Origin of the sequence: Rhodococcoides navarretei, assembly GCF_038069675.1 — a bacterium.
Taxonomy (GTDB): Bacteria; Actinomycetota; Actinomycetes; order Mycobacteriales; family Mycobacteriaceae; genus Rhodococcoides; species Rhodococcoides navarretei.
Genome location: NZ_JBBPCN010000001.1, coordinates 4569067 through 4583525 on the forward strand (window position 1 = coordinate 4569067; position 14459 = coordinate 4583525).

General features: G+C 63.1%; 15 protein-coding genes. 6 read left to right on the top strand and 9 right to left on the bottom strand.

Annotated elements, in window-relative coordinates:
* Positions 1 to 2: 2 nt before the first annotated feature.
* Entirely contained in the window at positions 3 to 926 is a 924-nt protein-coding gene (locus AABD04_RS21560) for an alpha/beta fold hydrolase (protein ID WP_341442397.1), read from the bottom strand.
* Positions 927 to 994: 68 nt separating this feature from the next.
* On the opposite strand from AABD04_RS21560, the gene AABD04_RS21565 reads away from it, so the two are divergent.
* Positions 995 to 1744, top strand: coding sequence for a TetR/AcrR family transcriptional regulator (locus AABD04_RS21565; RefSeq protein WP_341442398.1), 750 nt, complete (start codon positions 995 to 997; stop codon positions 1742 to 1744).
* 59 nt (positions 1745 to 1803) lie between these two features.
* Here AABD04_RS21565 and AABD04_RS21570 read toward each other — a convergent pair whose 3' ends face one another.
* The 5 genes from AABD04_RS21570 to AABD04_RS21590 form a co-directional block, all read right to left on the bottom strand.
* Positions 1804 to 2643, bottom strand: coding sequence for a GAF and ANTAR domain-containing protein (locus AABD04_RS21570; RefSeq protein WP_341442399.1), 840 nt, complete (start codon positions 2641 to 2643; stop codon positions 1804 to 1806).
* Positions 2644 to 2648: 5 nt separating this feature from the next.
* Positions 2649 to 2834 carry a hypothetical protein gene (locus AABD04_RS21575; protein ID WP_341442400.1) on the bottom strand — a complete coding sequence of 62 codons (186 nt, stop codon included), beginning with the start codon at positions 2832 to 2834 and terminating at the stop codon, positions 2649 to 2651.
* A gap of 698 nt (positions 2835 to 3532) precedes the next feature.
* Positions 3533 to 4297 (bottom strand): SDR family NAD(P)-dependent oxidoreductase, encoded by a 765-nt coding sequence (locus AABD04_RS21580; protein ID WP_341442401.1) that lies wholly within the window; start codon positions 4295 to 4297, stop codon positions 3533 to 3535.
* Positions 4298 to 4334: 37 nt separating this feature from the next.
* Entirely contained in the window at positions 4335 to 6095 is a 1761-nt protein-coding gene (locus AABD04_RS21585; protein ID WP_341442402.1) for a hypothetical protein, read from the bottom strand.
* Positions 6096 to 6278: 183 nt separating this feature from the next.
* Entirely contained in the window at positions 6279 to 7430 is a 1152-nt protein-coding gene (locus AABD04_RS21590; RefSeq protein WP_341442403.1) for a PucR family transcriptional regulator, read from the bottom strand.
* A gap of 155 nt (positions 7431 to 7585) precedes the next feature.
* Here AABD04_RS21590 and AABD04_RS21595 point away from each other — a divergent pair, with 155 nt between their 5' ends.
* From AABD04_RS21595 to AABD04_RS21610, 4 genes are all read left to right on the top strand, one after another.
* Positions 7586 to 9181, top strand: a complete 1596-nt coding sequence (locus AABD04_RS21595; protein WP_341442404.1) for an AMP-binding protein — start codon at positions 7586 to 7588, stop codon at positions 9179 to 9181.
* A gap of 23 nt (positions 9182 to 9204) precedes the next feature.
* Entirely contained in the window at positions 9205 to 11019 is a 1815-nt protein-coding gene (locus AABD04_RS21600; protein ID WP_341442405.1) for a hypothetical protein, read from the top strand.
* A gap of 31 nt (positions 11020 to 11050) precedes the next feature.
* Positions 11051 to 11326 (top strand): hypothetical protein, encoded by a 276-nt coding sequence (locus AABD04_RS21605; protein ID WP_341442406.1) that lies wholly within the window; start codon positions 11051 to 11053, stop codon positions 11324 to 11326.
* A gap of 182 nt (positions 11327 to 11508) precedes the next feature.
* Positions 11509 to 11670: a hypothetical protein gene (locus AABD04_RS21610; protein ID WP_341442407.1), complete on the top strand. Its 162-nt coding sequence runs from the start codon at positions 11509 to 11511 to the stop codon at positions 11668 to 11670.
* 10 nt (positions 11671 to 11680) lie between these two features.
* Here AABD04_RS21610 and AABD04_RS25190 read toward each other — a convergent pair whose 3' ends face one another.
* On the bottom strand, positions 11681 to 11974 hold the full coding sequence (locus tag AABD04_RS25190) for a hypothetical protein (RefSeq protein ID WP_423228174.1): 294 nt from the start codon (positions 11972 to 11974) through the stop codon (positions 11681 to 11683).
* Between the two features lie 304 nt (positions 11975 to 12278).
* Between AABD04_RS25190 and AABD04_RS25195 the strand changes: the two genes are divergently transcribed.
* The gene (locus AABD04_RS25195; RefSeq protein ID WP_423228175.1) at positions 12279 to 12869 is read left to right on the top strand and encodes a CsbD family protein; all 591 of its coding nucleotides are present in this window, start codon (positions 12279 to 12281) and stop codon (positions 12867 to 12869) included.
* Positions 12870 to 12920: 51 nt separating this feature from the next.
* On the opposite strand, the gene AABD04_RS21625 is transcribed toward AABD04_RS25195, so the two are convergent.
* Positions 12921 to 13217: a hypothetical protein gene (locus AABD04_RS21625; RefSeq protein WP_032376174.1), complete on the bottom strand. Its 297-nt coding sequence runs from the start codon at positions 13215 to 13217 to the stop codon at positions 12921 to 12923.
* A 105-nt stretch (positions 13218 to 13322) separates the two neighbouring features.
* The gene (locus tag AABD04_RS21630; protein ID WP_423228244.1) at positions 13323 to 14288 is read right to left on the bottom strand and encodes an alpha/beta hydrolase; all 966 of its coding nucleotides are present in this window, start codon (positions 14286 to 14288) and stop codon (positions 13323 to 13325) included.
* Between the last annotated feature and the right edge of the window lie 171 nt (positions 14289 to 14459).

Here is a 14459-nt window from a genome sequence, read left to right on the forward strand (position 1 = left end):
GGTTACTCCTTTGCTGAGTGCTTGTCGATGAACGCAGTTGCGGCCGAGGCCACCAGCGCGGGATATTTGAAGGGGAGCCAGTGCCCGGACTTCACTCGATGGATGTCGACGTCTGCGGTCCACCGGTCGATGTCCGAGAACGAGGCCGGGCGAACGGCCGGGTCGCGCGTGGGTATCAGCAGCTGGATCGGCACCGAGGTGAAACGGTCGTGCGGAAACAACACGGTGCGGAAGATGTTGGCTCGGTAGATCCGTAGACCCGACACCATGTCGTCGGTGAACGTTTCGGATAGATGTATGTCTTCACGGTCGATCCGTTCGACGATGCGCAGGAACAACGACCACAGATACCGCCTCCCGAAGACCCGAAAGAAGGTCCTCGACAGAATCCCCGACATGAAGAAGAGCGTGTACATGCCGGAGATGACTTGAGTGAACCACTGCCACAACGCTGTCGGTGTGCGCGCGGCAAGCCGTGAGTTCATCCATCGACCCATGTGATGGAGACTCGGTCCCGAGATCGACGTGAACGATGCGATGGTCCGGTCCGCACCGGGCCTGCACACGGCGTCCCACACCTGCACCGATCCCCAATCGTGCGCGAGAACATGGACGGGTCGATCGGCTCGAACACTGTCGACGACAACGAGGAAGTCGTCCGCCAACTGCTCGATCCGCATCTCGGCGACAGTTCCGCGAGACGTGGACTGTCCGTGACCGCGGGTATCGTAGGTGATCACCCTGAACGACTCCAGCAGACTCGGCACGACGCCGTCCCACAGGTGGTGGGTGTCCGGCCAGCCGTGCACGAGGATGACCACCGGGCCGTCTGGATTCCCCTGCTCGAAGACCGCCAGCTGCGCACCGTCCACGTCGACGGTCCATTCTCGGTACTGCTGCCTCGGTTGGCCGCAGGGCAATGGCATCGACACAGGACTCCTTGCTGAGATGAACCGCCGGTACGCTAATCGTTACTGCGGGTTACGCTGCAACCATGACGCAGATCGGGGAGGAATGTCAAGCATGGATCCTCGACGACAAGAACCATGGGCGTCCTACACTGGCCGTCGTGCCCGATTCTCGGATGTCTGCATCCACCCGACACGCGCGTGCCCGTGAGGAGTTCATCGACGCGGCGATTCGAGTCATCGATGCCGATGGCCCGAACCCGAGTATGAACGCCATCGCCCACGAAGCGGGTTCGACCAAACCACGTCTGTATCGCCAGTTTTCGGACAAGTCCGACCTGTTGGCCGCCCTCGGCAAGCGTATGTCCGACGAGGTCTACGACAGTGCCGTGTCGGACTTCAACTTCCTTCTGGATGCACCGTCGTCCTCGCTCCGCCACGCACTGCTCGGCTATTCGAAAGTCGTTGCCCGACATCCCAATATCTTTCGCGTCCTGGCTCAATCACGGTCGATGACCGACGGAGATGCGTCCGCGGCGTTCGACATCGGCCGAGACGTCGCACGCCGCTTCGCCGCAGTGGCCACCTCGGTATTGACATCGATCGGGCTCGACAACCACGGAGTCGAATTCACCAGTCGTGCCGCGGTGGGAGCAATCGTTGCCACCACCGACCTGTGGCTCGAGGAAGAAGCCGGCGTCACCGACGTAGATCAGTTCGTCGATCAGCTCACCGACTTGATCGGCGGGCTTCTGCAGGCCTTCTTGAGGCGCAACGGCGTCGAGATAGACCCCGACCAGCCTGCATTCATGATCCTGGCGGAGCTGAAGAAGTAGCCTCACACGGAACAAACATGAATCAGCCGCCCTATCCCCGGTTTCGAGGCCCTCGGGCATCAGCGCTCTTTGCGTTGACAGTGCACCACGGTGTCCACGATTCTGGCGGCAAGCAGTGCCAGCGGCAGTTTCTCGAGTTGCGATTGCTCGACCAGGGCCTCGAATGCAATCCCGGGTGACACAGCGCGGACGGCCATCAGGATCCCTGTGGCCTGCTCTATGGTTCCCTGGGCGATCATCGCCTGCCGCAGTCCGTCGATCTCGGCCAGCGCCTCGGCGTTACGACGCGAACTCCCTACCGCGGCCTCGACGGATGTGACGAACAGGGTGACGAGCACCTCGTCTATGACGTCGAATCCGTTCTCGTCGTAGCTGTAGAGATTCAGCGACCCCCCGTCTGTGCTGTCCACCGTCAGGGGTGCCGAAAGATAGCTTCGCACCCCGATGTCGACCGCACGGCCGGCAAATCGGGGCCAACGCACGGTGATGTCGTTCATCCCGGCGCATATGGTCCGCTCGCCTCGCGCTGCATCCAGGCAGGGTCCTTCACCGGCGCCGTATTGATCCGAGTCGATGTCGAGAACCCGAGAATCGGAGCATGCCAGGGTCTTCGGTGTCCGATGCTCATGGTGAAGCAGAGCCACTCCCGCAAAGTCGGCCCCCGGAATCACCGCGACGACCTGCTCGCACAGTCCTTGCACTACGCGCTCGACCGGGTTTCGCGCGAGCAGCACTGCCCGAATGGTCTCGAGCGCATCGAAGACGTCTCCGAAGTGCTGATCCAAGGACCCAACGCTCGGAGGTGATCTGTGCCGAGTAGGCAAGGACATCGCCGCCGAGACTTCCGCGTCGAGATCGTCGGCCGCTGCCTGTTCGGCCGCATGCAAGTTCTCGTTCACCTCCGTCACCTCTCGTCCGAGAGTCTTTGGGCCGGTGCCGAAGCACCGATCCACGGCAGCGACGACATCGCATACGCCGGTGTGGCAGCGTCGCGGTTGGCCCGACTCGGCCTTCGATGAGTGACGGGAATCGTCGCCGGGTCGAGTGACAGGTACACGGTGCGCGTGATCGTGTGCAGTATCTCCGTCACCTGGCCTGCTGATCCGGCGCTACTCTCAGCCTGCGTATGGACCCTTTTTCGCTCGATGCTCACTCGGGAAGTAGCCCGCCCAACTACGACGCCAGCACCGCGAGCAGCCACCCGATGGCCTGGATCGGAGCGATTCTCGTGGGCCGTCACCGAGGCCACCCCTCCACCAATGCCGTTGTACGACGGTGCAAGTCGTTGAACCGAGAGACAAGATATCTCAGCCACGCCAGCTCGCTCGGCGGGTTGGGAATCAGTGTCGAGGGCAGAGCGGCAACCACTTCAGGGGACAGCGAGCGAACGTCCGCTGGAAATCGGGTGGTGTCACCCGACAGAACCGGGGGTGCCGACCTTATGTCATACACGATCGAGAACTCGAGCTCGTGCTGATTCGGGTGCGAGAAGACGGCCACGAATTCGAGTCGGCGCCATTTCTCGACGTCCCAGGTAACGACGCCGGTATTGATCGCAGCGCGAAATAACCAGTGCTGCAGATGTGTTCGCGCTAGACCGCCCTCGTCCCAACGTTCGACATCATAGAAGCCGTCCAGGCGACGAACGCGATCCCGGTGCAACGTCAACAGGTCCGGCACACGATCCCCTCGCCTGCCGCTCGACCCGCTCGCCATCGTCTGATATCCCCTCATCGTCGAGACCACCGTGACAGACCCCCATCGTGCGTTCGCACCGGACCGGGCACTTTATCGGGGAGCCATTCGCACCGCACCGTCCATTCGGGTGGTCTCGCCGTTGATGTAGTCGTGCTCGACCAACATCTGCACCAGTTGCGCGAACTCGTCCGGCCGCCCCAGACGCGCCGGAAACGGCACACTGGAAGCCAACGCAGCCCGATATCCCGCATCCATCGCCGCCAGCATCGGAGTGTCGACGGTGCCCGGAGCAATGGTGTTGACCCGAATTCCGTACTGCGCCAGGTCTCGTGCCGCGGTGATGGTCATCGCATGAATTCCACCCTTGGACGCAGCGTAGGCCGCCTGCCCCACTTGGCCCTCGAAGGCCGCCACCGAAGCGGTGTTGACGATCAACCCGCGTTGGCCGTTCTCGTCGAGCGGATCGAGCACTCGCATCCTATCGGCCGCCAATCGCATGACGTTGAACGTGCCGAGGAGGTTCACGGTCATCACCGTGCGAAAGATCTCCAGATCGTGCGGCCCGTGCTTGGACACGATGCGACCCGCCCATCCGACACCTGCGCAGTTGACCGCAATTCTGATCGGATGAATCGGATCGACGAGATCGAGAGCGGTCACGACCTCCGACTCGCTCGTGACATCGGCGGCAACCAAGTGCACACCGGCCGGAACTCCGGTACCCGCCCGGTCGATCGAATGCGGCACATCGAGGCCGAGGACATGCGCATTGTGCTGGGCGAGTCTGCGCGCCACCGCAGCACCCAAACCCGATGCCGCACCTGTCACCACTGCTGTCGTTCCTGACATGTCCATGTCGGCTTCTCTCTTCGTTGTTGTGGGACAGCTGCTTTCAGTTCGCGTCGATCTGACGAGAGACGAATTCGGCAAGATAATGGCCGCTGTAGTCACGCTTACCGTCGTTCTGGATTTCTGCTGCCCCGATGGTGTCGGCATGCGTGTAACCGGGCAGCAGCCGCTCGACCGCGAGCGATGGGGCAGGAAAGAACGTGCCAGCAGACTTGCGGACGGGGCTGTCACCGGCGAATACGACCAGATTGGGCTTGGTGCGGCTCATTCCGGCGGTGGCCAGGTGCGACAACTCGCCCATCCGCGAACCGCCGTACGCCCCGCCGAGGTCCTTGAGGAGCTCGAGCGGAAAGTACGTCTCCCAGTACCCGTTCGGGCTACCGGTCGAGAGCACCTCGGCCAGCTTCGTGATGTCGGTGACCTCGTGGTCGGGCGATGTGTAGGGCACGTCCCGAACGTCGCGGTAGTCCCGCCACGTGTAGAGCGCATTCGGGTCGGTCGGGGCGACGCGGGTTTGCTTTCCCGCGGCCAATTCCAGGAACGAGCCCAGTATCGGGACTTGCGTGGCCGACCCGGATATCGGGAACGTCTTTTCCTCCACCGGACCGCCGCCGAGTGCGCCCAGGCTCATCTGGAACAACGAGAAGTTGACCGAATTGTTGTCGAGAAGCATGCCCAGCATGGCTTCGTTGGTGAATCGGTAGTCACGGATTCCGGCGGGGCCGACGATATCGGAGGCGAACTCAACCGCGGAACGCGCGAACAGAAAGTTCAGCGACAGTTCCAAGCCGGCGTCCAGCGGAATATGTTGCAGAAGTTGACTTTCCCCGTCCGGGTCCAAGTGGGCGGCCAGGCCGGCCAGTCTGAGCAACAGGAAGGTCTTGGTGCCGAGCACCGGGGCTTCACCGAACGTTCGCGGTATGACGCCGTTGCTCAGGCCGGCGTCGAGAACAGCTGCGGCACTACCGGTGACGAGGTTCGTCAGTCCGGCGAGCACGGGTGTGTTCTGCAGCGCGGCCGGGTCGGAGCTGATCATCGAGTCCTGTGCGGCGAACGATTGGCACTGGTTGTACCCGGCGTCAGCCGTCGTGGCGGGATTACCGTCGAAGTCCCAGTCGGAGAACAGTCCGGTCATGAGTCCGCCGAGCGAGATTCCGGTACAGATCGCTTTGCTCTGCCGAACCTTCTGATCGGGTAGCTCGTGCAGCATCACCTCGTACTGGTCGCGGACCACCCGCGGCAGTCCCATGGCATCGAGCACACGCAGATTCTCGCCGGTACGGAGCCCGGGAAATCCTCGGCCGTCGATCTGCTTGTCACCGAAGTAGTAGTCCACTGCGTCGAGGTAATTTCCGGTTCGCAATGCCTCGTCGAACCCGACAGTCTCGTCCAGACACGACGCTCGGCGGGCGAGCGACCAGAACTCGATGTGATTCCCCTGGTTCAGTGCGGACAGAACGGTGTTGCGGGCCACGGGTTCGGAGTGCACAGCTCCTGCGCCGAGTCCCTGCTGCTGGACCACCACGGCGTCGGCGTCCGAGGAGTTCTCGGCCCCGTCGGCCGGACGGTATCTCCAGTACCCGACGCGGTCGCACGAGGCGGGATAGGCGACGCCCGGAACCGAGAGTGGAAGCGCCAACGACACGTACGACACCTCGATTCCGCCGCTCGAGCGAACGAGCGTTTCCTGCCGATCGAATGCCGTGGTGGCCGGAGCCGGATCGGCCTGCGCGACCGGGGCTGTACCGAGCGCGAGAGCGGCCGCCACCACGGAGATCGTGGCGGCGCGAATCAAGTGAGACATCGTTCCCCTGAGTGCTGATGAGTGTGTCGGGAACGCGATGCACACTCCTGCCAGACTGCGCGATCCGATTGCGGATGGCCCGACGCGCCCCGATGTGACCAGTGCAACACGGGCCGATCGAGGGGTCCAGTGGCAAATCGCTCGCAGGGGGAGATGCCAATTTGTGCACTTCGACAACGAACGTCAGGACAGGTCTCGCGCGATCAAGGCCGCGTGAAGCGATGCAGCCTGGGCAAAAATCAACGGATTGAGCCCGGTCAACGCGTGGACCTTGCCCAACCGGTAGGTGACGGAATTCCGATGGACGTGCATTCGACGGGCGGTCGCCAGTTGATTGCAGTTCTCTTCGAGGAAGATTCGCAGCGTCTGCTCGAAGATCGGATCGGCCGCCGACACGCCTGCGACGAGTTCGGCTACCGCGGGGAGATCGGGTCCTGATGCGGCGCTGAGGTATTCGACCGTCAGATTGCCCAGATCGGCGAGAAATTCGGACCGATCCAACGCGTGGGCCGTCGCCGCGAGCCCGCGGGCGGTTCGGTAGGCGTCGGGGACGCCGGCCGCAGTGGACGACGAGGCGATACCGGCCCAACAACGGACGGCTGTCTCGTCGTGTGCGCGATCGAGGGTGGCGCGGAAGTCGGCAACCGCATCCTGCCTGCTGCGGCTCGACCAGTGCACCGCCACCCACCCGTTGAGGTCGAGCCGCAGGTGCACGTCAACGATGGCCTCCACGCGGGACTTGAGTGCCGACACCGAGGAGCCGGCACCCGGGGCACCGGAGAGTTGGAACACGGCGACGACGAAACACGGACGCCCGACGTCGAAGGGTCCCGCGGCCACGCCCGTGGCCAGCAGTGCGTCGAGCGCAGCACGGTCTCGATCTCGCGCTTCCGACCTCGGATCGGCCGACCGGTGCGCAGCCTCGGTCGCGATGAGGGTGACGACGTTGAAGATGTATTCGGTGACTTTGGGCATCAGATCCAGCACATCGTCGCGGTCGACGGGCTCCGATTCCGAGACGAACCGTCGCCACAGATCGGCCGAGACTTGCTGATACGAACCGATCACTTCCTGCAATCCGGCACCGTTGGCCAGCCGAGCCATGGCGAGTTCGGTGACCGGGCGCAGTTCGTGCGCGGTCGGCATCTTGCCGGTGTCGATGAAACGCAGCAGTGCTCGAGCGTTCAACTCGATACCGTCGAAGAAGTCTTGCACCACCAGCTCGCTGGGAACGTGCTGATAGGACGGCCCGCCCTCGGCTGCGTACGAGCCGATCGCAGCAGCCAGGCGCTCACTCACCGAGTGGCCGGGTTCGCGTGGTGCCTCGGGGTCCATTCGCTCACCCTGACAGGCGTTGGCGATGTGCACAACAGTGCGCGATCAACATCGTTCTATTGCCACTGGGCCGACGACCGGCGGTGCTGTGTCATCGGTACCACATAGTCGCACGACCATCAGGTCGCACCGATCGGCCACAGAAGGGCTCCAGCTTGACCTCCACACGCTCCCCGTTCACGGCCACAGCGCTCCGCGCGCGGCAGATCGCTGTTATGCAACGCAGCGGAATCATCGATCTCAGGCGGCCACTTCGCGTCCGGCAGAAGTCGAGGGCTGTGCGCACGCTCGGCCCGATCGCCAGCGGAATCACCACCGGCGCAAAGTGGTACGGCGATCGAGTGGCGCTGATCGACGGCAACGGCTCCATGACCTATCGCGACCTCGACCTCGCCAGCAATACCGTCGCCCATCGGTGGCTGATGCAGGGTGTCGGTGAGGAATCGACCATCGCCGTGTTGTGTCGAGATCACCGAGGGCTGGTCATCACCATGATCGCCGCAGCTAAGCTCGGCACCAGGCTGGTCCTGATGAACACCGGCTTCAGCGCCCCGCAGTTCGCTGATGTTGCACTGCGCGAGCGCGTTACGGCGGTCGCGTACGACACCGAGTTCGACCCAATCATGGCCGAACTGCCCCAACACATCGAGCAACTCGGCGATCCGTCCCACACCGTCTCGGCCGGCGGTGCCGACACCGCGATCCCGCTGCCGTCACGGCAAGGGCAGTTCGTCCTCCTGACCGGAGGTACGACGGGTACCCCCAAAGGAGCACCTCGATCGGTGGATTCCGCCTTCGCCTCGGCCCAGTTTCTCGATCGGGTGCCTCTGGAAGCGGGCCAGACCGTCCTGCTCTGTGCACCACTTTTTCATGGAACTGCACTGTCGCAGTTCATACTTGCTGTCAACTTGGGGTGTACCGTCGCCATCCACGGGCGCTTCGACGCCGACCGAGCGCTGGCGCAGATCGAATCGCTTCGTTGCGACGCAGTGGTACTGGTCCCCACGATGCTGCACAGGCTACTGAACAGCCCTGACATCGACGTTCGCGATACCGCGAGTGTCCGCATCATCTTCACCGCCGGAGCAGCCCTTGCACCGAGCCTGGGCAACCGAGCAATAGAACGATTCGGACCGGTCGTCTACAACTATTACGGCTGCACCGAAACCGGGACGGCCACGATCGCTACGCCGGCGGACTGGCTGGCCGGCCCGGGTACCGTCGGCCGGCCACCGCTCGGCGTACTGGTGAAGTTGGTGGACGTCGAGGGAAACATCGTCAGCGAATCCGAGCGCCAGGGCACGATCCACGTCGGAAATTCCATCTCGTTCCACGGATACTCGTCCGGGGGCGGTAAAGCTATCTCGCACGGTCTGATGTCCACCGGCGATGTGGGACATTGGGATTCGGACGGGCTGTTGTTCGTCGACGGCCGGGACGACGACATGATCGTCTCGGGTGGCGAGAACGTCTTCCCCGGCGAAATCGAGGCGACGCTCTACGCACATCCTGATGTAGACGAGGCCGCCGTAGCCGGGGTTTCCGACGACGAGTTCGGCCAGCGCCTCTCGGCTGTGATAGTCCGACGCAACCCCACACTGACCGAAGACGCAGTGCGCCAGTACATCCGTACCGAATTGGCTCGTTTCAAGGTACCGCGTGACGTGTTGTTCGTGAACGAACTGCCACGAACAACCACCGGCAAGATCGATCGCAAGGCCATGACATCACTGACATCCAACGGCCGATGACGCGCACACCGAGGAGCCGCACCATGCACACCCAGTCCTGGATTTGTTCGACAATGGTCGTCGGGTTGGTGATGACGAGTTCGGCTGTGGCATATGCACAACCGGCTCCCCCGCGCGCATCGACTGTGACCGAAGTCGTGACCGAACCTGTGGTGGGAGATCCTGCACTCGGCGCGGATATCGAGGAGACACACGTCCGTATCCGGTATGCCAGCCCCTATCTCGCGGGAGTGCCGGTACCACCGGAGTGCGAATGGTTGAGTTATTTGCGATATCGACACAAGGGCGGCCCGCAGAACAGTGCCGATGCCGATGCCGTCATCAGTGTTCAGCCCGGTACTTATTCCGGCGCAACGAATTTGGCTCCGCAGGCACCCCAAGTCGTACGAAAGGCTGCCGCGCAGGGCAAGTTCGTCGAATACATTGCCCTTGACCGCCGCGCCAATTGCGCCGAGGACAACTCTGGTTGGGATGCCGCTGCACGCGAGGGCGACTACCACCGAGCTGCCGAATACTACTTTCAAGGCAGAGAGGTCGACGGTAAGCGCTACGCGCCGCCCACGCCGCAATCACTGTCTTACCTGGGCGAGTTCGGGCTGGCTCTGGCCATGGACGATTGGCGTGCGGTGATCGAGCAGGTGCTTCCCGACCCCGTCGATCGCGGTACATCATTCTGCGGCGGGCATTCTCTCGGTGCATTTTTGGTCGGCCCAATGTTGGCGTGGGACTTCGACACAGATCCCGCCACGATCGACGACGCCGGCTTCTCGCTTTGCGGCGGTGGCGGTATCGCGCTGGACGGGTTGGCCATCACCGACCCTGTTGGATTTGCTGGCACCGGTCTGGTCGACGAGCTGCTCTCCGACGCACTCGGTGGCGTGCGCAATGTTGCGGGTGCTGTGACCGACCTTCTGCCGGTTGCGGAGACTCCGATCTTGAGCGCGGGCAACATCATGAACACCTACAGCCTGGCCGCAATGGCAGCGCACCAGAACCCGGACGCCGAAAGCGACCTGCCGCAGGCCGCGCCGCGCGACCTGACCACCGAAGCATGGATGCGCACCTTCTACGGGGCCGACTACCTCGACCTCATTGTGCCGCAGAAGCTCCCGGATCAGCAGCGGCTGACCAACCAGGCCGCACTGGGAATGTACTTCGATCAGAACTCCTCGGAGTACGTGCTGCAGGCCGGCACCGGGTTCTACGACTGCGCGGTAACAGGCAAGACCTACCCCGTTCCCAACGGCCTGACATCGATCCCGATCATCGGACAACTCTTGGTCATTCCCCACCGCGTCGGATATGGCCAGAACTACACTCCATCCGATCCGAACACGCTGTGCGGCTGGCGTAACTACGACCAGGTGTGGCCCTCGCAGGTCGAACTGCCAGGTTCACCCAACGGCACACCGACCGACGCCGATCATGAAGTCACCGACATCGACCAACTCGCCCGGGCCATGACACCGGGACTTGCGCCGGTCGACTTCTTCGAGCGATTCACCCCGCTGCGCCTGATCACCGACACGGCATTCGCGCTCGGCGGCATCCGCAATGACGAGCTCGCCGGTCTGCAGAATCGCGAGGGTGGAATTCTCGAGCATCTCCTGCACGGAAAGCGTTGGCAAAGCACACCTACCACGGTTCCAGTTCTGACACTACTGTCCGGCGATAGCCCGGTGCAGAACCTGAAGTACGGCGCGTTGGTTCCCGCGAACGCGATCTACCTGCCGGGTTATCGGCACTATGACGTCGTCACTGCAGCCGAAAAGCAGAACAGCGGGCTACCTGAGCCCGCGAGTGCCGCCGTCGCCGCGTTCATGACCCGCAGCCGGTGAACAGGCAGCCGGACAGAGAACAGGAGCCCCGATGCCAGTCCGAAAGAAGCCCGACAAGGTCGCCGAACAACCGGACCGCCCGCGTGAGCCGACCCTGGGCGACAGGGTCCGAATTGTGGGCCCGGATGGTCCGGACGACATCGGGACCCTTATCGAGGACTACGCCGAGTTCACTGTCGAAGGGAAAGAAATGAACAGGACGTGGGCACCGATGCGCCGGTGGGCGATTGCACTCAACTCCGGAACGCTGGCCTTCGCAGACGACGTCGAGATTCATGTCGCCGAGGAATCTCCTGGATCGACGTAGGAATCTGCGTTCGATCGGCTCTACACCGGGAAACTATCGACCGCGACTAACATCACACAATGTGCCATTGACTAGTGGCTGCTTTGATGACACCGTTTCGACGTACGGACGACGGAAGGATTGCTCGTGAACCACATTCGCTCCGGTACGTATAGCTCGCCCGCAACGGGAGAGAACAGCCGATGACTCTTGTGGCGGTCGGGGTCGCAGGAGTCATCGCGCTGATTCTTCTCACGTCGAGTGGATCCGGCCTGGACTTCGATCGTCGCGCTCTGGCCGGCGCGTACAGGCCTGCACGATCGCGTCCGATCAATCGATTCCGTTCCACGCTGTTTCGGCGCTGAGACGTCGGGTTCAGGACACCGTACGAAAAGCCGTGACCACGGCGGTACCGCCCAATCCGATGTTGTGCTGCAGAGCAATTCGTGCAACTCGTCCCTGACGGTCCCGCGCAACGCGTTGCCCGGACGTCGAATGTCCGTAGACGTACCCCACTTGCGCCTGTTCGAGGTCCGTGTAGGTGATGCCCGCGTCGACGAGGGCCGCGGTACTGGATTCCCTGGCCATGTCCGGATAGTCCCACCCCGGTTTGCTGCCGGGCTTCTCGAACTTCGTCATTCCGACGCCGATCACGAACAGTGTTGCCACTCACGATTCTGGGCATCCCCTCCGCACGGAATCGACCGTGGTGGCGGTCGGCACATCCGTGCGGACACTCGTCGACCGTGGCTCAGAACCGACCCTTTCGACAGGGTGCAATTCTCCGACATTTCGACCGTCTGGATGCACACAGTGCACAACGTCGAGTCCGCCCCTGAGATAGTGACCCGAAACACGCCTCATCGGACGTATGTTTCGGAGCAGTTGATTCGACTCATACTTATCGGCGTCGTCCGCGACGCCCCCAGCTCCGGATGTCCGGAGACGACCTACACGAAAGAGGTACGCACCGATGGCCGACTTCATCGACAAGGCTCAGCACAAGGCAGAGGAACTGGCCGGGACTGCGAAGGAGAAGGCAGGCGAGGCCACCGGTGACGACAGCCTTCGCGCGGAGGGTGCCACCGATCAGGCCAAGGCCAACACCCATCAGGCCGCCGACAAGGCCTCCGACGCCGCAGAGAGCGTCGCCGACTCCGCGTCCGGTGCCGCCAAGGAAGCAAAGCATGCCGCCGCCGACGTTGCCGACAAGGCCGCCGACGTTGCCGAGGATGTGAAGAACACCGTCAAGGACCAGGTCAAGAGCGTCGATGCTGACGAGGTGAAGGAGAAGGCCTCTCAGGTCGCGGACAAGGCAGCCGACAAAGCCTCCGCCGTCGCCGACGACGTGAAGAACACGGTTCGCAACATCGACAGCGACGACGTTGCGCAGGCCGCGAAGGTGGGCACTCCGGTCATCGCAGCCATCGCAGCCGCAGCCGGAGCCGTCGCGTTCGTCCTGATCCGTCGACGCAACCGTCGCCGCAGCGCCGCGCACCTGTTCGTCCCGTCGAAGCGCACCACTCGCAAGCTCGCCAAGAAGGCCCGCAAGCACAGCTTCTGAAGGTAGTCATGCAGACAGCCCCGCCTTTACCGAGGCGGGGCTTTCGCGTATCTAGAGCGGCTTCAGCGCCCGACTGGGCACCCAGTGCGTGACAGTTTCGCTGCGATCGCGTGACATCAACTCGTAGGTGACGCGGCCCAGCCAATCCCCGTCCACGGTGATGGACCATTCGACCAGATCTCCCGGCACCACGCGTCGCACATCGAAACCCTCGGGGTTGAACTTCGACGCGTGGTGCGGTGGCAGTGGGTACAGGATGTTCAGGTCGATCCATACCTTCAGCGGCGGTCGGAGCAGCTTGAAGGGGCGCACGGCAGACGCCGGTCGAGGTTGCGCGCGCCGTGCCATCGTTCGATCATACGTTCGATTCAGGTGCTGATCCACCGCCCTGGACAACGAAGAACGGCCACCCGCACGCGAGGTGCAGGTGGCCGTTGTTCGGTGCTACGAGAATCAGAGGCCGAGCGATCCCGCCAGGAACGGCCAGGACTTGTGCAGGTCGTCCTGCCAGTAGCCCCACGAGTGGTTGCCGACCGGGCGGAAGTCGACGGTGGCCGGAATGCCGAGCTGGTCGAGGCGCTTGGCCAGGTTCGAGGTGCAGAAGTTGGTGGCCACCTCGATGCCGCCGCCGACGATGACCTGGTTGGCGAGCGTGGCCGGGTCGTTGTCCAGGCGAGGGTTGGCGAAGGTGTCGTTCGGTGCGCCGGGCAAGCCGCTACCGGTGCTCATGTAGATCTGCGTGCCGCGGAGCTTCTCGGCGTTGAGCAGAGGATCGTTCTCGCGCCACACCGGGCCGTCGAGCGGTCCCCACATGTTCTCGACGTTGCCGCCGCCGTAGGTCTCGACGACGAGCTTAACGAACTGCTGACCGATGGGGTCGGAGGTCTGCGCACAGCCGCTGTACGCCGCGACGCCGGTGAACTTACCCGGGTACTTGATCGCGATGTTGAGGACCGAGGTGCCCGTCATGGACAGCGCCGCGAGCGACTGGCGGCCGTTGGTGTCGAACTGAGCGTCGATCAACGGGGGCAGTTCTTCACCGAGGAAGGTGCTCCACTTGTTGCTGCCGAGCTTCGGATCGTCCTGCAGCCAGTCGGTGTAGTAGGACCACTTGCCCTTCTGCGGAGTCACGATGTACGCGTTCTTGTCCGCGAAGAATGCCTCGGCGTCGGTCTGTGACTGCCACGATGCGGCATCCTCGCCGCCACCTGCACCGTTGAGCAGGTACAGAACCGGACGCGACACGCTCTCGTCGGCGGGGCGCTGCACCGTCACCGGGATGGTGCGGTTCATCGACGCGGAGTAGACCTGAAGCTGAACCTGCTTGTTGTCGAGGGTGTTCACCGACTCGATGCGCGATCCGTTGCTCGACTGAGTCGTCGCGGCGGACAGTTCGTCTGCGGACGCGACGGGCGTCATCAGCGCGGTCGGGAGAATCGCCACTGCGAGGGCGACGGCCGTAGCCGAACCGATTCGCCGGAAGCCGTGTCGTCGAGATCGTGGCACGCTGTTTCACCTTTTCGTCGAGTTACACCGGTCGAGTTTCTACATCGGCCGAAGATGAGGTGACGTTACCTCGAGCAAACGTCC